14 protein-coding genes are annotated in these 14,247 nt (G+C 59.1%); 5 read left to right on the top strand and 9 right to left on the bottom strand.

What is annotated here, in order from left to right:
* Positions 1-4: 4 nt before the first annotated feature.
* From AB6V08_RS14980 to AB6V08_RS15015, 8 genes are all read right to left on the bottom strand, one after another.
* Entirely contained in the window at positions 5-265 is a 261-nt protein-coding gene (locus AB6V08_RS14980; protein WP_368543642.1) for a hypothetical protein, read from the bottom strand.
* A 4-nt stretch (positions 266-269) separates the two neighbouring features.
* On the bottom strand, positions 270-485 hold the full coding sequence (locus tag AB6V08_RS14985) for a glycogen synthase (protein ID WP_368543643.1): 216 nt from the start codon (positions 483-485) through the stop codon (positions 270-272).
* Between the two features lie 250 nt (positions 486-735).
* Positions 736-1,905, bottom strand: a complete 1,170-nt coding sequence (locus AB6V08_RS14990) for a cupin (RefSeq protein ID WP_368543644.1) — start codon at positions 1,903-1,905, stop codon at positions 736-738.
* An 11-nt stretch (positions 1,906-1,916) separates the two neighbouring features.
* A complete protein-coding gene (locus AB6V08_RS14995; protein ID WP_368543645.1) occupies positions 1,917-2,708 on the bottom strand; it encodes an HpcH/HpaI aldolase/citrate lyase family protein in 792 nt (263 codons plus the stop codon).
* Positions 2,690-3,433 carry an alpha/beta fold hydrolase gene (locus AB6V08_RS15000; RefSeq protein ID WP_368543646.1) on the bottom strand — a complete coding sequence of 248 codons (744 nt, stop codon included), beginning with the start codon at positions 3,431-3,433 and terminating at the stop codon, positions 2,690-2,692. Before AB6V08_RS15000 ends, AB6V08_RS14995 begins: the two co-directional genes overlap by 19 nt.
* A gap of 8 nt (positions 3,434-3,441) precedes the next feature.
* The gene (locus tag AB6V08_RS15005; RefSeq protein WP_368543647.1) at positions 3,442-4,206 is read right to left on the bottom strand and encodes an SDR family NAD(P)-dependent oxidoreductase; all 765 of its coding nucleotides are present in this window, start codon (positions 4,204-4,206) and stop codon (positions 3,442-3,444) included.
* A gap of 3 nt (positions 4,207-4,209) precedes the next feature.
* Positions 4,210-5,532, bottom strand: coding sequence for a histidinol dehydrogenase (hisD, locus tag AB6V08_RS15010; RefSeq protein ID WP_368543648.1), 1,323 nt, complete (start codon positions 5,530-5,532; stop codon positions 4,210-4,212).
* Positions 5,533-5,606: 74 nt separating this feature from the next.
* Positions 5,607-6,845: an MFS transporter gene (locus AB6V08_RS15015; protein WP_368543649.1), complete on the bottom strand. Its 1,239-nt coding sequence runs from the start codon at positions 6,843-6,845 to the stop codon at positions 5,607-5,609.
* 310 nt (positions 6,846-7,155) lie between these two features.
* On the opposite strand from AB6V08_RS15015, the gene AB6V08_RS15020 reads away from it, so the two are divergent.
* The 5 genes from AB6V08_RS15020 to AB6V08_RS15040 all read left to right on the top strand — a co-directional run bounded on the left by AB6V08_RS15020 (position 7,156) and on the right by AB6V08_RS15040 (position 13,094).
* On the top strand, positions 7,156-8,226 hold the full coding sequence (locus tag AB6V08_RS15020; RefSeq protein WP_368543650.1) for a LacI family DNA-binding transcriptional regulator: 1,071 nt from the start codon (positions 7,156-7,158) through the stop codon (positions 8,224-8,226).
* Positions 8,223-9,194, top strand: coding sequence for a nuclear transport factor 2 family protein (locus tag AB6V08_RS15025; RefSeq protein ID WP_368543651.1), 972 nt, complete (start codon positions 8,223-8,225; stop codon positions 9,192-9,194). The genes AB6V08_RS15020 and AB6V08_RS15025 overlap by 4 nt, the downstream gene beginning before the upstream one ends.
* 106 nt (positions 9,195-9,300) lie before the next feature.
* The gene (locus AB6V08_RS15030) at positions 9,301-10,443 is read left to right on the top strand and encodes a nuclear transport factor 2 family protein (protein ID WP_368543652.1); all 1,143 of its coding nucleotides are present in this window, start codon (positions 9,301-9,303) and stop codon (positions 10,441-10,443) included.
* Positions 10,444-11,739, top strand: coding sequence for a histidinol dehydrogenase (gene hisD, locus AB6V08_RS15035; RefSeq protein ID WP_368543653.1), 1,296 nt, complete (start codon positions 10,444-10,446; stop codon positions 11,737-11,739).
* 47 nt (positions 11,740-11,786) lie between these two features.
* Positions 11,787-13,094, top strand: coding sequence for an amidase family protein (locus tag AB6V08_RS15040; protein WP_368543654.1), 1,308 nt, complete (start codon positions 11,787-11,789; stop codon positions 13,092-13,094).
* A 193-nt stretch (positions 13,095-13,287) separates the two neighbouring features.
* Here the strand turns inward: AB6V08_RS15040 and AB6V08_RS15045 are convergent, their stop codons facing one another.
* Positions 13,288-13,860, bottom strand: a complete 573-nt coding sequence (locus AB6V08_RS15045) for a hypothetical protein (RefSeq protein ID WP_368543655.1) — start codon at positions 13,858-13,860, stop codon at positions 13,288-13,290.
* Positions 13,861-14,247 lie beyond the last annotated feature (387 nt).

A 14,247-nucleotide genomic window follows, 5' to 3' on the forward strand; every position in this document is an offset into this window, starting at 1 on the left:
TGCATTATTGATATCCATCCGTTGTGATATTTTCATCCGCGACGAACTCCTCATACCCCAGCAGCCACTCCTCCTCAAGCCAGGCGGTGAGCTGGTTGGAGAACGAAATAATATCCCCCGTGATCGCGTCTTTAATGCAGTACCTGCCCAGGACATCCTGCGCGCGTTTGTCACGTATTTTGTGAACCTTTTGCCCCTTTTTCAGAAACACTTTGTTCAGGCGCTTCATGGCCGCAGAAGTCGACAACGCGTAGGTTTTCAGCATGTTATTAACCTCGTTCCACGCAGGTAGACGCCGCCGAGACCGCAGGGTGCGACACCTGCATAATCTCGTCCCGGTACTGGTTGTAGCGCCTGTTAAATTCGTCCCGCACCTCGAGGGGCATGTTGCCCGTCAGCGCCTCAACCGAGCGCGCATTGGTCGACGCATCCATGATTGCAAACGATTGCGCTATAAAATCAAGACTTTGAATTGTAATGTCCATATCACCCTCTCAGCAGTTCCATTGAATAACGATTAAGAATTTTCCTAACACGCATTATTTCCACGGAAAGGGGGCGTCAACCTTGATATAAATCAACTGGAGATTTTGATTCAGGATTATTTGTTAATTCAAACGCGTGGTTGTTTCGGTGGGGAATTATTTTTGGAAAGCGGGGCAATAATAAGCGCGTCGGGCGCCGTATTTCCTTATCTCAACCCTCTCCAAAAGGAGAGGGCATTTTATTATTAAGCTATTGCGGCAACTGTTCCAGCTTCGCGCCTGCCCGGCGTGCCGTGGCGGGCAGGATATCGGCATCGGCAACGTAGCCATCCGGATCGAGACAGCGGTTGTGGCTTTTCGCCTGCTGCACTATCTCTTCATCCCAGTAGATCCTTTTTCGCTGGTCGCCGCGGGTGGTCAGGATAAACTCGGTATTGCCGTCGATTGCCCGGTAGCGCCGCCAGCTGTTTGCCGGAATGGAGACCACCGAACGCTCCGGGGCAATCACGCTCACCTCGTCGCCCGACGCGTTCCACGTCACTTCAAGCTGGCCCTTAAAGACCATAATGACCTGGATATCCGGGCACAGGTGTCGGCCTACCGCATGGTTATCCGCAAGGCGCAGCCATTCGACGGAAAAACCGTGCGGGCTGGTTATCGCCGGGGCGGCGTTTCTGTCCTGGGATATGCCAAAGCCGATAACGGGGGCGATCTCGCCGCCGTGTCCCGGCAGCACCGCGTCCAGCAGCCCCTGCGCAGACCAGCAGCGGTCGTCGCCGGTGACCGCGCGCCTTTGCATCTCTTCAACGCCGTAGTCGCGCAGCCCGGCAATGTACTCCCGGGAGAGCGGCGTCAGCAGCGTGGCGGGGTCGGGCCGCGGGGCGCCCGGCTCCAGCGCAATCAGCATATTCTCTTTGCTTAAATACATGCCGTATTCGCTGGCCGCCGCGAGCACCGACGGGTGCCAGATAATGCCGCCGGTGTTGTCGCCGCCGAGCACCGTAAACACCATGCCGCTGGTGTCCTCTTTACTGACGTTGGTAAAGCCGCGGAAAATCCAGGTCGGAATGGAGAGGATCGCCGGGGCGCTGAACTCCGCTTCATGCTCCCCCTGCGCCCCCCAGCGAAAGCGCCACGTTCCCTCATGAATAAGAAACACCTCTGCGGTGAAGTGCAGGTGCAGGTTATTGGTCACCCCTTTTGGCATCGCCGCCGCGCCGATGTTAAACCCGTGCGGTTCGGGAATGTTCACAATCTGCTCGCTGGACTGGGTCACGCCGGGGCCGATAAACGAATAGTTTTGCTTCAGGTGCGAGCCGGGCAGCTTGCAGTCGATGAAGGCAAGGTTGCACGACACCATATCGTCGGGGGCAATCAGGCGGCTTCTCGCCTGGCGTTGGGTAAGAGCGATGGTTTTCATTTTTTCTCCTGTTAATAGCCGGATGCGCCGGTGGCGGGGATGGCGTTGCCGCGCGCGAGCGCAATGGCTTCCCGCGAGGCGCGACCGAGCTGCATCACGTCGTTTGCCGGGGTAACAAAGTGGAATCCCTGAGCGATACGCTGCGCCGCCGCGGCGCCGGAGGTGCAGAAAATACCGGCGATCTTTTGCTGCTGGCGGCAGCGCTCAACCACCCGCTCAACGGCGGCCAGCATCTCGGGATGTTGCGACTCGGCGCTGGCGCTGCCCGTCAGGGTCAGGGAGAGGTCGTTGGGGCCAATAAACACCCCGTCCAGGCCGTCGGTATCGAGAATGGCGTCAAGATTTGCCAGCCCTTCGCGGGTTTCAATCATCGCCAGGGTCAGGATTTCATCGTTCGCGTGCTGCGGATAGTCGCTGCCGCCGTAGAGCAAGCCTCTTGCCGGGCCAAAGGAGCGTACCCCCAGCGGCGGATAGCGGCAGGCGGACACGAAGCGGCGGGCCTGCTCCGCGCTGGAGATCATGGGGCAGATCACCCCGTAGGCCCCGGCGTCCAGGACGCGCATAATTTGCGCCGGATCGTTATCCGCCACGCGCACCAGCGGCACGGCGGGCGTGGCGGACAGCGCCTGCAGCATCGTCAGCGCGCTGGCGAAATCAATCATCCCGTGCTGCAGATCGACGGTGACGGCATCAAAGCCCTGGTGGCCAATAATTTCCGCGCTATAGCCGGAGGGGATCGCCAGCCAGCCGTTAACGATCGGCCTGTTTTCCCGCAACGCGGTTTTTAGTCTGTTTTTACGCACTGTATACACTCCGTGATCCACTGGCGCAGCGGCGCGGCAACCTCATCCGGGGTTTCCAGCGGGATAAAATGTCCGCCGGTTTCCACCGTATGCCAGGCCGCGTTCGCGGCGCTTTCCGCCAGCAGCTGATGATGATGTGGCGTGCAGATACCGTCCTGCGCGCCGTTAAGGATAAGGATCGGGCAGGCGAGGGTGCCGAGCGCCGCCCGGTTGTCCCGTCGGTGAATGGCGATTTCCGTTTGCGCGGCAAAGGTGTCGATGCCGCACTCGTTCGCCATCTGCCCGATAACGTTGCGTAAACCCGCGTCGTGCAGGCGCGACGGGGCAACGTAATCACGCCACAGTGCCGCCAGCAGCCAGTCGGCCACGCCCTGCGTTCGAGCGGTGCGTACCGCTTCCCGGCGCGGGGCGGCTTTTTCCGGCGGGTCGGCAAGCGGGTTGGCGGAGATCAGCCCCAGCCCGCAGAGCCTCTCCGGCGCATCGGCGGCGATTTGCAGCGCGACGATGGCGCCGAGAGAAAACCCCGCCAGCAGAAAGCGCGGCGGCAGGGCATTCAGCAGCCGCCGCGACGCCCGTTGCGCCGTGTCCGCCCCGGTCAGGGTGACGCAGGTTACCGACGCGACGTTCAGCCGTTCGACGATCGGCTGCCAGAGCCGGGCGTTGCACAGCGTGCCGCCAATTAGCACCAGCGGCAGGTCGCTGTTATCCAGCAGAGCAGGTGTCATGTCGCGCCTCACGTTGCCGTCCAGCCGCCGTCTACCAGCAGGGCGCTGCCGGTGATCATCCCGGCGGCGTCGGAGGCGAGAAACACCACCGGCCCCATGATGTCCTCCAGCCTGCCGAGGCGGCGCAGCTTGATGTTGTCCAGCACGTAGCGGCGAAAGTCCGGATCGCCGAGCGCCGGGCGCGACAGGTCGGTTTCAATAAAGGTCGGGCACAGGGTATTCACTCTGATCCCGGCGTCCCCCAGCTCCAGCGCCATCGTGCGGGTCAGTCCCTCAAGAGCAAACTTCGAGGCGCAGTAAACGCTGCGCTCGGGGCCGCCCACGTGGCCCATCTGCGATGAGATATGCACGATAGACCCGCCTTTGCCCGCCGCCCGCATTCGATGCGCGACGCGCTGGCTAACGAAAAAGGTGGCGCGCAGGTTAAGCGCCATCACGGCGTCGAAATTCTCCTCGCTCACCTCCAGGAACGGCTGGTGGCGGGCAAGCCCGGCGCTGTTCACCAGAATGTCGAGATCCGGCAGCCCGGTCAGCGCCCGCTCCACTTCCCGGCTGCGGGTGATGTCCAGCGTCAGAGGGTGCAGCGTCAGCCGATGCTCTGCCGCCAGCGCGGCGGCCTTGTCCAGCGCCTGCGGATCCCGTGCGGCGATCCACACCTCGGCACCCGCCTGGGCGAGGGCGACGGCGGCGGCAAAGCCAATGCCTCTGGAGCCGCCGGTGACCAGCGCGCGCTTTCTGTGCAGGGCGAAAGAGGGCGTTTGCGGAACGGTCATGGGCTACACCTTTTCCCTGACCGGGGCAGGCGTTGCGTAGGGAACGTCCGTCTGCCCGTAGCGGCGCACGCGAATGTTGGCCTGCTCGGCGTGTCCGGCGAACCCTTCCAGCAGCGACAGGCGGGAGCAATAGCTGCCGATTTCGGCGGTGGCTTCGTCGCTAAGCACTTTCTGGAAGGTGCAGGTTTTCATGAATTTGCCGACCCACAGCCCGCCGGTATAGCGCGCGGCCTTTTGCGTCGGCAGGGTGTGGTTCGTGCCGATAACCTTATCGCCGTAGGCCACGTTGGTGCGCGGCCCGAGGAACAGCGCGCCGTAGTTGGTGAGATGTTCCAGGAACCAGTCGTCCCGGTCGGTCATCACCTGTACATGCTCGGAAGCAATGCGATCCGCCTCCGCCAGCATCTCGTCGTAGCTGTCGCAAACGATGATTTCGCCATAGTCCTGCCACGACTGGCGGGCGATATCGGCGGTGGGGAGCTTTTGCAGCAGCCGTTCCACTTCGCGCAGGGTTTCGTCGGCAAGCTGGCGCGAGTTGGTCAGCAGGATCGCCGGCGTGGTCACCCCGTGTTCGGCCTGGCCGAGCAGATCCGTGGCGCACATTTCGGCATCAACGGTGTCGTCGGCAATCACCAGCGTTTCCGTCGGCCCGGCAAACAGATCGATACCTACGCGCCCAAAGAGCTGGCGCTTGGCTTCTGCCACAAAGGCGTTGCCGGGGCCAACCAGCATGTCTACCGGTGCCAGCGAATCGGTGCCGAGCGCCATCGCGCCAATGGCCTGAATGCCGCCCAGGGCATAGATTTCCGTGGCGCCCGCCATTTTTTGTGCCGCAACGATCGCGGGCGCGGGCTCGCCGTTAAACGGCGGCGCGCAGCTGATGATTCGGGAACATCCCGCTACGCTGGCGGTAATGATCGACATATGGGCCGAAGCCAGCAGCGGATATTTCCCTCCGGGGACGTAACACCCCACGGCGTTAATCGGGATATTTTTGTGACCTAATATCACCCCGGGGCGGGTCTCTATTTCCAGATCCCGCAGGCAGGCTTTTTGCGCCCGGGCAAAATTCGCCACCTGGTGCTGGGCAAATTCAATATCCTGAATATCCTGGCGGCTTAGCTGCTTAATACAGCGATCAATTTCCGCCGGCGTCAGGCGATAATCCTGACGGTCGTAGCGATCGAATTTAATGGATAATTCGCGAATGGCTTTATTACCGCGTTTTTCAATATCCGCCAGAATAAACTCCACCGTTTCGCGTATTTGCTGGTTGGCTTGCTGGCGTTCTTCATGTGATTTACCGCTTTTTAATTTCCAGGACACAGGCTTCTCCTTACCTTTTTCAGATGTCAGTGACCCTTCCGGCGAGCCGGAATAAGGGTTTACTTAAGAATGCGTTATTGATCCGGCGCGGCGGCGTAGGCTTCGTTTTTCACCCGCCGGGATGATGTTTGCACCTTGCGGTTATAGACCCAGCGTGCGGACAGCGGCGTGGCAACGGCGGCGACAACGGAAAGCGCGGCAATGAGCAGATACCCGGACGACAGGTTAATGTGCTGCATCATGACGCCCATCATGACCGGCCCGACAAACATGCCGCAGGAGTAGATGGTCTGGAACAGCCCCATTCTGGTGGACTGCTCGTCGGCGGTGGTATTCACCACGCTCAGGGACATAAAGGCCGCAAACGCCATGCCGAACGAGAAACCCGCCAGCGCCTGCCACAGATAGATAACGTAGATATTGCTGGTGAAAGGAATGCCGAACGTTGATATCACCTGTAAGACGATGCCGAGCACCGCGGTTTTCACCAGCCCGAGGCGCTGATAAAACACCGAGCTGCACAGGGCGATAGCCAGCCCGTAAAACAGAAGATGAATATTACCCAGCAGCGCGAGGATCCCCGCCCGGGCGCCAAGCTGCTCGGCGTAGACCGGCGTCAGCGTGTCGCGGGTGGCGAAGGGCACCAGGATCACGATGGTCGCCAGGATGCCAATCAGCCAGACCGATCTGTCGGCAAGCTGCTGGCGCGCGCCGGTGATGCAGGCTTTCAGCGTGGGCGCCTGCACCGGGTCGTGAACGTCCTGAATGCGGGTGGTGAGGATGAGCGCGACCAGCGCCGAGATGCAGGAAACAAAGAAGGCGATGTTGTTGGCAAAATAGTGGATCAGCACCGCGCCGATGCAGTTGCCCAGAAACACGCCGATAGGCCCGGCCAGCGCCAGCAGCGCGACGGCGGCAGGGGCTTCGCTGCGGTCGAAATAGCGAATAAACAGGATGTTGTAGAGCACCCAGGTCGCCGCCGTGACGCCGTCGGCGGCTTTCGCCAGATACAGCGTGACGGCGTTGGGCTCGAGCCAGGCAATCGGCCAGGCGATAATCGGCAGCAGCAGGCCAACCTGAATAAAGATCCTGCGGCTTTTTACCACGTCGGAAATAATCCCGAGCGGGAAGCGGATAAGCAGCGTCGCCAGACCGGACGCCCCCATAATGATGCCCATGATTTGCGGCTCAATGCCCTGGTTAATCATCATCGGGGCCAGAAAGGCATCAATGCTGTGAATACAGATAAAGAACAGGACGCTGATCATGAAAAAGAGCCGGGCTTCCCGACGGCGTAACAGTGCGTGAAACATGGTTTTGAACCTCTTAAAAATTAATGGGTTATAACCAGCCAGGTACGACGTTTACCGGTTCAGTCCTTTGGGCGACTCCTGTTCTCTCCGGTATCATGACGGTATGAAAAACGGTTTGCATACGTATTCAAGATTTGAAGTTACGAAAAGGTTGCTTGTTTGTAAAGTGATCTGGATCTTGTTGTGACATTTTTATTTTTTTGTGTTGCATACGCATTCAAAGGTGGTGTAAGAATAAAAAACACCCACTTGCGGAGGCGTTAAAACCCGGTGCACAGAGGGCTAAGACGTTGATAAGGAATCAGGGGTAATGAAACGTAAGACTTTTGCAGCAGTCACATCCCAGCAGGTCGCGCAGCTGGCGGGGGTATCGCAATCCGCGGTCTCGCGAACCTTCACGCCGGGGGCCAGCATTTCTCCGGCGACGCGTGAAAAAGTGCTGAAGGCGGCGCGGGAGCTTGGCTATCGCCCGAATGCGATCGCCCGTTCGCTCAACACCGCCCGCTCGCGCATTATCGGCGTGGTGATCTCTTACTTTGATAATCCCTTTTACTCGCAGGTGCTGGAGGCGCTGGCGCAAAAGCTCGATACGCTGAACTACCACCTGCTGCTGTTTGTCGGGGATCGCGACGGCAACGTCGACCGTATTTTTGACCAGATTATGCAGTACCGGGTGGACGGCATTGTGCTGGCCTCGGTCACGCTGTCGCTGGAGCTGTCCGAGGAGTGTCTTGCCGCCGGGATCCCGGTTGTGCTGTTTAACCGCAGCGAAGAGAGCGGGATGGCCTCCAGCGTTAACAGCAATAACGAAGCGGCGGCGCGGCAGATCGCCGAGTTCCTGCTCGCGGGGGAGCACCAGCGTTTCGCCTACGTCGGCGGCGTGGCGGACTCCCCGGTGAACGTTGCCCGCCAGCGCGGATTTCTTTCCACGCTGGAAGAGCACGGCATCACCGACGTGCAGGTGGTCAACGGCAATTACGACGTCGCCCAAACCACCTGGGCGGCCTACGCGCTCTTTTCCGCAGCGCCCGCGCCGGACGCGGTCTTCGTCGCTAACGATCATATGGCCGTGACGGTGATGGACGTGGCGCGCTACGAGTTTGGCCTGCGCATCCCTGACGATCTGTCCGTCGTCGGGTATGACGACATCGGCCCCTCCGGCTGGCCCTCCTATGCGCTGACCTCGGCGTCGCAGCCGGTGGGCGCGATGGTCGATGCCACGGTAGACCTGTTAATGAAGCAAATTGAGAGCGGAACCATTGAGCCGGAGCAGATCACGGTGCCCGGTACGCTGGTGATCCGCCACTCCGCCCGACGTCCACGCAGCGGCGTTATCGAAAACAATGGCTTAACGCTTTTCCAGTCTAAGGAGCGCAAATGAGCAGATTGCGGGGCTTCAGCCCACAGTTCGACTCCATCCAGCAGTTCATTTTGACGCTGACGCACGTGGTGTGGGAGCAAAAAGACATCGGCCAGCTGGCGGATTTCTACGCCACGCCGGTGGTTTTCATCACTCCGGAAAAACAGCTGCATGAACTCTCCCAGTTTATGCGCCTTACGCTGGAAGCCATGCACAGCTTCCCGCAGCGCTCGGTGCTGACGGAGGATATTCTTTGCAGCCAGGATCCGGCGGATGAGTATTACGCGGCGCAGCGCACCGTTGCGCGGATCCAGCATCAGGGGGAGGGCTTTTTTGGGCCGCCAACCGGGAAAAATGTCTGGGTGCGTACCTGGGCCGACCGCATCTGCGTGGACGGCGCGGTGCGCCAGGAGTGGCTGTTGCAGGATCGCGCCGCCATCGTGTCGCAGCTGGGGCTGGATATCCGCGAATTCGCCTGTAACCTGGCCACCGCCCGCCAGCAGCTCGGGCTTGAAGCCGTTTCTGCTGAAACGCTGGACGCGCGCTGGGCCGGCGGGCCGGAAGGGGACGACGTGGAAGGTGCGCTGGCGGGCGTCGTGGAGCGCTACATGACCATGTGGGCGGGCGGCAACAGCGGCGTAGTGCCGGGGTTGTATCATCCGGCTGCCACGCTTTACGCTCCCGGCCACTGTATCTGTACCGGCGAACAGGAGATTAGCGCCCAGCTTTCTGGCTACCGCGCCTCCTTTGCCGACAGCGAAACCCAGCTTCACCATCTGATTGTGCGTAAAGATCCCAACGAGCCGATTCGAATTTCACTCCGCTGGTCGTTATTAACCTGGCATGACGGCTATGGCAAATTTGGCGCGCCGACCCGAAAACCGATCTCAATTACCGGTATTAGCCAGCTTGAATTACGTGACGGATTAATTTTCCGCGAATATCTGGGAATTGATGAATTAGCGATCTGGTCGCAAATCGTTAATTAACGGAGCGGCAGCCCTCCTTATTCCGGCTGCCAGAAATAATCGTTTTTATTTCACCCTCACTTACGGGTGCGGGTTTTTATTGTCTGAAAACAGAGCAGGAGTTTATATGTCTTCCACCGAAGCAACAAATAAAGCACCAGCCGTACCCGAAAAAAGCAGCGTTAAAGCGCTGAAAGAAGAGTCTGTATTACAGGTAGAACGCCGCGACTTTACTGACCTGGTGCCGGAAAAAAGACCCCGCGCCCAGTCATTAAGAGGATTTGATGATTGTTATACCGATATTGTCGATTATATCGTTCGCTGCACCCATAAAATATGGGACGAGCGCGACGTCGGTTTAATTTATTCCCACTACACCCACAACTGCGTGCTGTATAACGCGCTGGGTACGCTATATAACCGCGAGCAGGTCGTGCAGGATACGCTGCAGCGTTTAGTCGCCTTCCCGGAACGACGCGGCATGGCAACGCAGGTTATCTGGAACGGTAACGACGTTGACGGCTTTTATACCTCGCACCTGGTGACCGGCAGCGGTCGTCACACCCAGTACAGCCATCTGGGCAAGCCGACAAACCGCACCTTTGTCTCCCGTACCGTGGCGGACTGCATGATCCACGAGAACAAGATTTATCGCGAGTGGGTGGTGAGCGACAACATGTCGCTTATGAAGCAGCTTGGCCTCAATACCGATGAGATCGCCTTCAATATGGCGAAAGAGCAGTTCGATAAAGGCTTCCGCGTGACGGATATCGGCGAAAATGGCCGGATGCTGGGCCAGTATCCGCCGGAGATCGAATGCGATGTGTCGATTGCGCACAGCGATACCGAAGAGCAGTGCCTGCGCTGGCTGCACGAGATTTATAACCGCCGGATGTTCGGCAAAATCAAAGAAGTCTATGCGCCCAACGTGCAGTGGCACGGCCCGCTGATGAAAGAGCTTTACGGCACCGCGGCGGTGACGCATCAGACCCTGGCGCTGGTGGGGATGATCCCGGACGGGGCGTGGCTGCCGCAGCATATTTGCTCTAATCCTTGTGACGAAGGCGGCGTCAAGGTGGCGGTGCGCTGGATCATCGAAGGTCACCATCTTGGCTACGGTGCGCTCGGCAAGCCGACCGGAGAGCGGCTGTTCGTGATGGGGATGTCGCACTACCACATCGTTAACGGAAAAATTGTCGACGAGTGGGTGGTTTACGACCATCTCGCCCTGCTGGCGCAAATCAAACTCGGCCAGATGGAGGACGCGTAAATGCACGATCAGGTGAGCTGGATCAAGCGCCCGCAGGGGCAGGACGCGCAGGCGGATCGTTCTTTAACGGACAAGGTCGGCGCCATTATCGAACGGGTAAAAGCGGAGGGCGACGCGGCGCTGCGGGACTATTCCCGGCAGTTTGATAAGGTCGTGCCGTCGCAGTTTGAGGTGAGCGAGCAGGAGATTGCCGCCGCGCTGGAGGGGATGGATGCCCAGACCCGTCGCGACAGCGAATTCGCCATCCAGCAGGTGCGCCGGTTTGCCGAGGCGCAGCTGGCGACCATGCAGCCGCTGGAGGTTGAGACCCTGCCCGGCGTGCATCTGGGGCACCGGATCATCCCGGTGCAGACGGTGGGCTGCTACGTGCCTGGCGGGCGTTATCCCATTCTTTCTGCGCCCGTGATGTCGATTGTTCCGGCCACGGTGGCGGGCTGCGAGCAGATTATCGCCTGCCTGCCGCCGGGCGCCCATCCGGCGATGATTGCGGTGTGCCACCTGGCGGGCGCGCACCGCATTTTTAAAGTGGGCGGCGCGCAGGCAATTGCGGCGATGGCGTGGGGAACGCAGAGCATTCCTTCGGTAGATAAGATTGTCGGGCCGGGCAATGCCTTTGTGAATGAGGCTAAACGTCAGGTGTTTGGCAGAGTCGGTATCGATGCGCTTGCCGGGCCGAGCGAGATTTTCACCCTCGCCGACGACAGCGCCGACCCGCGCATTCTGGCCGCCGATATGCTGGCGCAGGCGGAGCACGATATCCATACCCGCGTCGGTCTGGCGACAACCAGCAGGGAGATCGCCGAGCGCACGCTGGCAGAGGTTGAGCGTCAGCTGAGCAGCCTGCCAACGGCAGCAACGGCGGGCGAGGCGTGGCGTCGGCAGGGCGAAATCGTGGTGTGCGAAGATGAAGCGCAGCTCATCGCCTATGCCGACCACATGGCGACGGAGCATTTGCAGATTCATACCCGCGATCCGCACGCCACGGCGGCGAAGATCCGCAACTACGGATCGCTGTTTATCGGCCAGAACGCCAGCGTGGTGTTCTCCGATAAATGCTGCGGCACCAACCATACCCTGCCGACGATGGCGGCGGCGCGCTACACCGGCGGCCTGTGGGTGGGCGCCTACGTCAAAATCTGTACCCATCAGTGGATTGATGAGCAGGGCATACCGGCGATAGCGGAGCCCGCCATCCGCCAGAGCCGCACCGAGGGGATGCAGGGGCACCGGCGCGCGGCAGAAATCCGTCTGCGACCGCAGGAGATTGATGCAATCACCAGCGGCCTGCGGGACTAAATGATACGCCGGGCAACAGCCCGGCTTTCATCACGAGGAGCCTCAGCATGATGCGCCTGATACCGCCGGACGATTGCGTGGATGAGATCGCCCGGCGTTTAGAAGCGATAGAACAGCACCGGGGGCTGAACGCCCTCCTGGGCGTTAATCCCGAGGCTATGGCGCTGGCAAAACGCTACCAGCAGCAGCGTCGGCGCGGGGAGTTGATCGGCCCTTTGCACGGCGTCCCGGTGATTATCAAGGACAATATTGCCTGCGCGCCGCTGCCCATTACGCTTGGCTGCCGGGCTTTGGCCTCTGTCAGGGCGACGGCGGATGCGCGGGTGGTGCAGCGGCTGCGCGGGGCAGGGGCGATTATTCTCGCCAGAGCCAACATGTCGGAGTTCGCCTTCGACGTGCGTTCCCGAAGCTCGCTGGCCGGCGACGTGGCAAACCCGCTTTGCCCAACGGTGACCGCTGGCGGCTCCAGCGGCGGATGCGCGGCCGCCGTAGCCGCCGGAATGGCCGACGCGGCGCTGGGTACGGACACCGGCGGCTCGGTTCGTATTCCCTGTAGCTACACAGGCCTGGTGGGGCTACGACCCACGTTTCGCCGCGCGCAGCTGGACGGCGTTGCGCCGCTCTCGCCCAGCAAAGATACCGTCGGGCCCATGGTGCATGGCGTTGAAGATGCGGCGCTGCTCCATGCGGTGATCCACGGTAGGCCTCTGGCTCCGCTTCCAGTACGTTCCTTAGAAGGCGTGCGCTTTGGCGTAATTACCGCCTTGCAGGGTAGCGATGACGCGCAGCTGACGGTCTGGCACGCGGCGCTACATCAGCTTCGTCAAGCGGGTGCGACGATCGCAGAAGTGGCTTTGCCGCTGCTGGATGACGTCAGGAAGGCGACGTGCCTGAGCCTGTATGAATTCCACGCGGCGATTAACCGCTGGCTCAGCACGCAGCCCGGCGCCCCGGCAGGATTAAATGAGATTGTTACCTCCGGCGCTTTCCTGCCGGAGTTCGCCCCCTTTTTGCAGCAGATGATGACCAGCCACACCCTGAAAACCCCGCTCTGGCTGGCAGGACGGCGTTTTCAGCGCCTGCTGCGCCAGAGCCTGAGCGACGTGGCGCAGCAGCACCGCATCGACGGATTTGTCTATCCAACCGTACAGCAGCAGCCCGTCAGCATGGAGAAAATGCCGCCCGGCTGCGCCCCGGAGCTTTCCGCTATCAGCGGGTTCCCCGCCATAACGCTGCCCTGCGGCGTGAGCCGTCATGGCCTGCCGGTAGGGATGGAGATTTTGTCTGTAGAGGAGGATGAAACTGAATTGTTGTCGCTTGCGCTGGCGTGTGAGCGATGCGGTGATTTTGGCTGATGGAGATACAAAAAAGCCCGCAGGGCTTGCGCCGTGCGGGCTTTCAGGACTTCATCGGATGACTCTGGTAATCACCGATGGAGAATTTTGGTGGAGCTGGCTGAGAGCGACACCAAATACTAACCGTCTGATTCTTTGAGCAATGTAGCGGGAATCAATGTCACAGCAGTATGGTACAAGTCATTTGTATCAATCAAGATGAAGAGAGGGGGTCATGATTGGCAAGAGACCTTCTAAGCTTTTGGACACGAGTAAACTCTAGCGTCTCTAAAAACAAATCTGAAAGTTCTTGTCGGGAAATCACAACGTCATCACTAACTTGCCATGCTATGCCAATCAGATAGTCAAATCCTGGATATGCAATCTTAAAGTCAGTCGTCTTGTGTGCTTTAGCGGCTTCAAATTTTGCTAAGGGTATCCTTAAGCGTGCAAAACGTTTCTTTGCATTCTGAAAACGCTCTAACACTTCCGCAGGGTCATCACTTTTGTTTTCCTTAATGCTCTGCGTAAGAGTGCGAATTACTTCATAAGAGCCCAAAATCCATAAATATGAATGAGTAAGATGCCCTTGTATCAGCTCGTAGTCTTCGTTTGCATTTCCTCCCTGCTTGTACTTTTCTACTAAAGAAAAATCGGTCTCACAAAGAGTTGCATCCATTTGCCCCAAACTTTGCACAAGGCTAGGTACAAAAGGATCAAATCGTGCCAAACCAATGGAAACCTTCAGCCAGCGTTCAAAACGCTCCTCATACATGACACTATCCATTTGTACTAGCCCTTTAAAATCAGAGCATTAACCTTGGTAGCAAACGCTACCCACGAGGGTTCTGCAGATAATACTCGTTCAGTCCATCGGTGTATCCTTGGTAGTAGGCTACACGAGGGCTTCTGTGGCGAACTTCAGCCGCTTGGCTTTTTAATATGGAGTCAATAGACGCAGCTGCATTTGGCTCTTGGTTGGTTACCCCCGCTTGAAAACCCAATTCGTATGCACATCCGGCGCATTTATGACGGAATGGATAGCTTTGGTCTTCTGGAAGGGCTGCAAACATGGTGTCGTAGCGGTGCGGTGCTTGGCAGGTTGTCATGAGTACCTCTAGAATATTATGAAAGTACTCTTTATATGAGTATGGTTTTTATTCATTCAAGAAGA

The organism is Enterobacter soli (genome assembly GCF_964208575.1).
In the GTDB taxonomy this organism is placed as follows: domain Bacteria; phylum Pseudomonadota; class Gammaproteobacteria; order Enterobacterales; family Enterobacteriaceae; genus Enterobacter; species Enterobacter soli_A.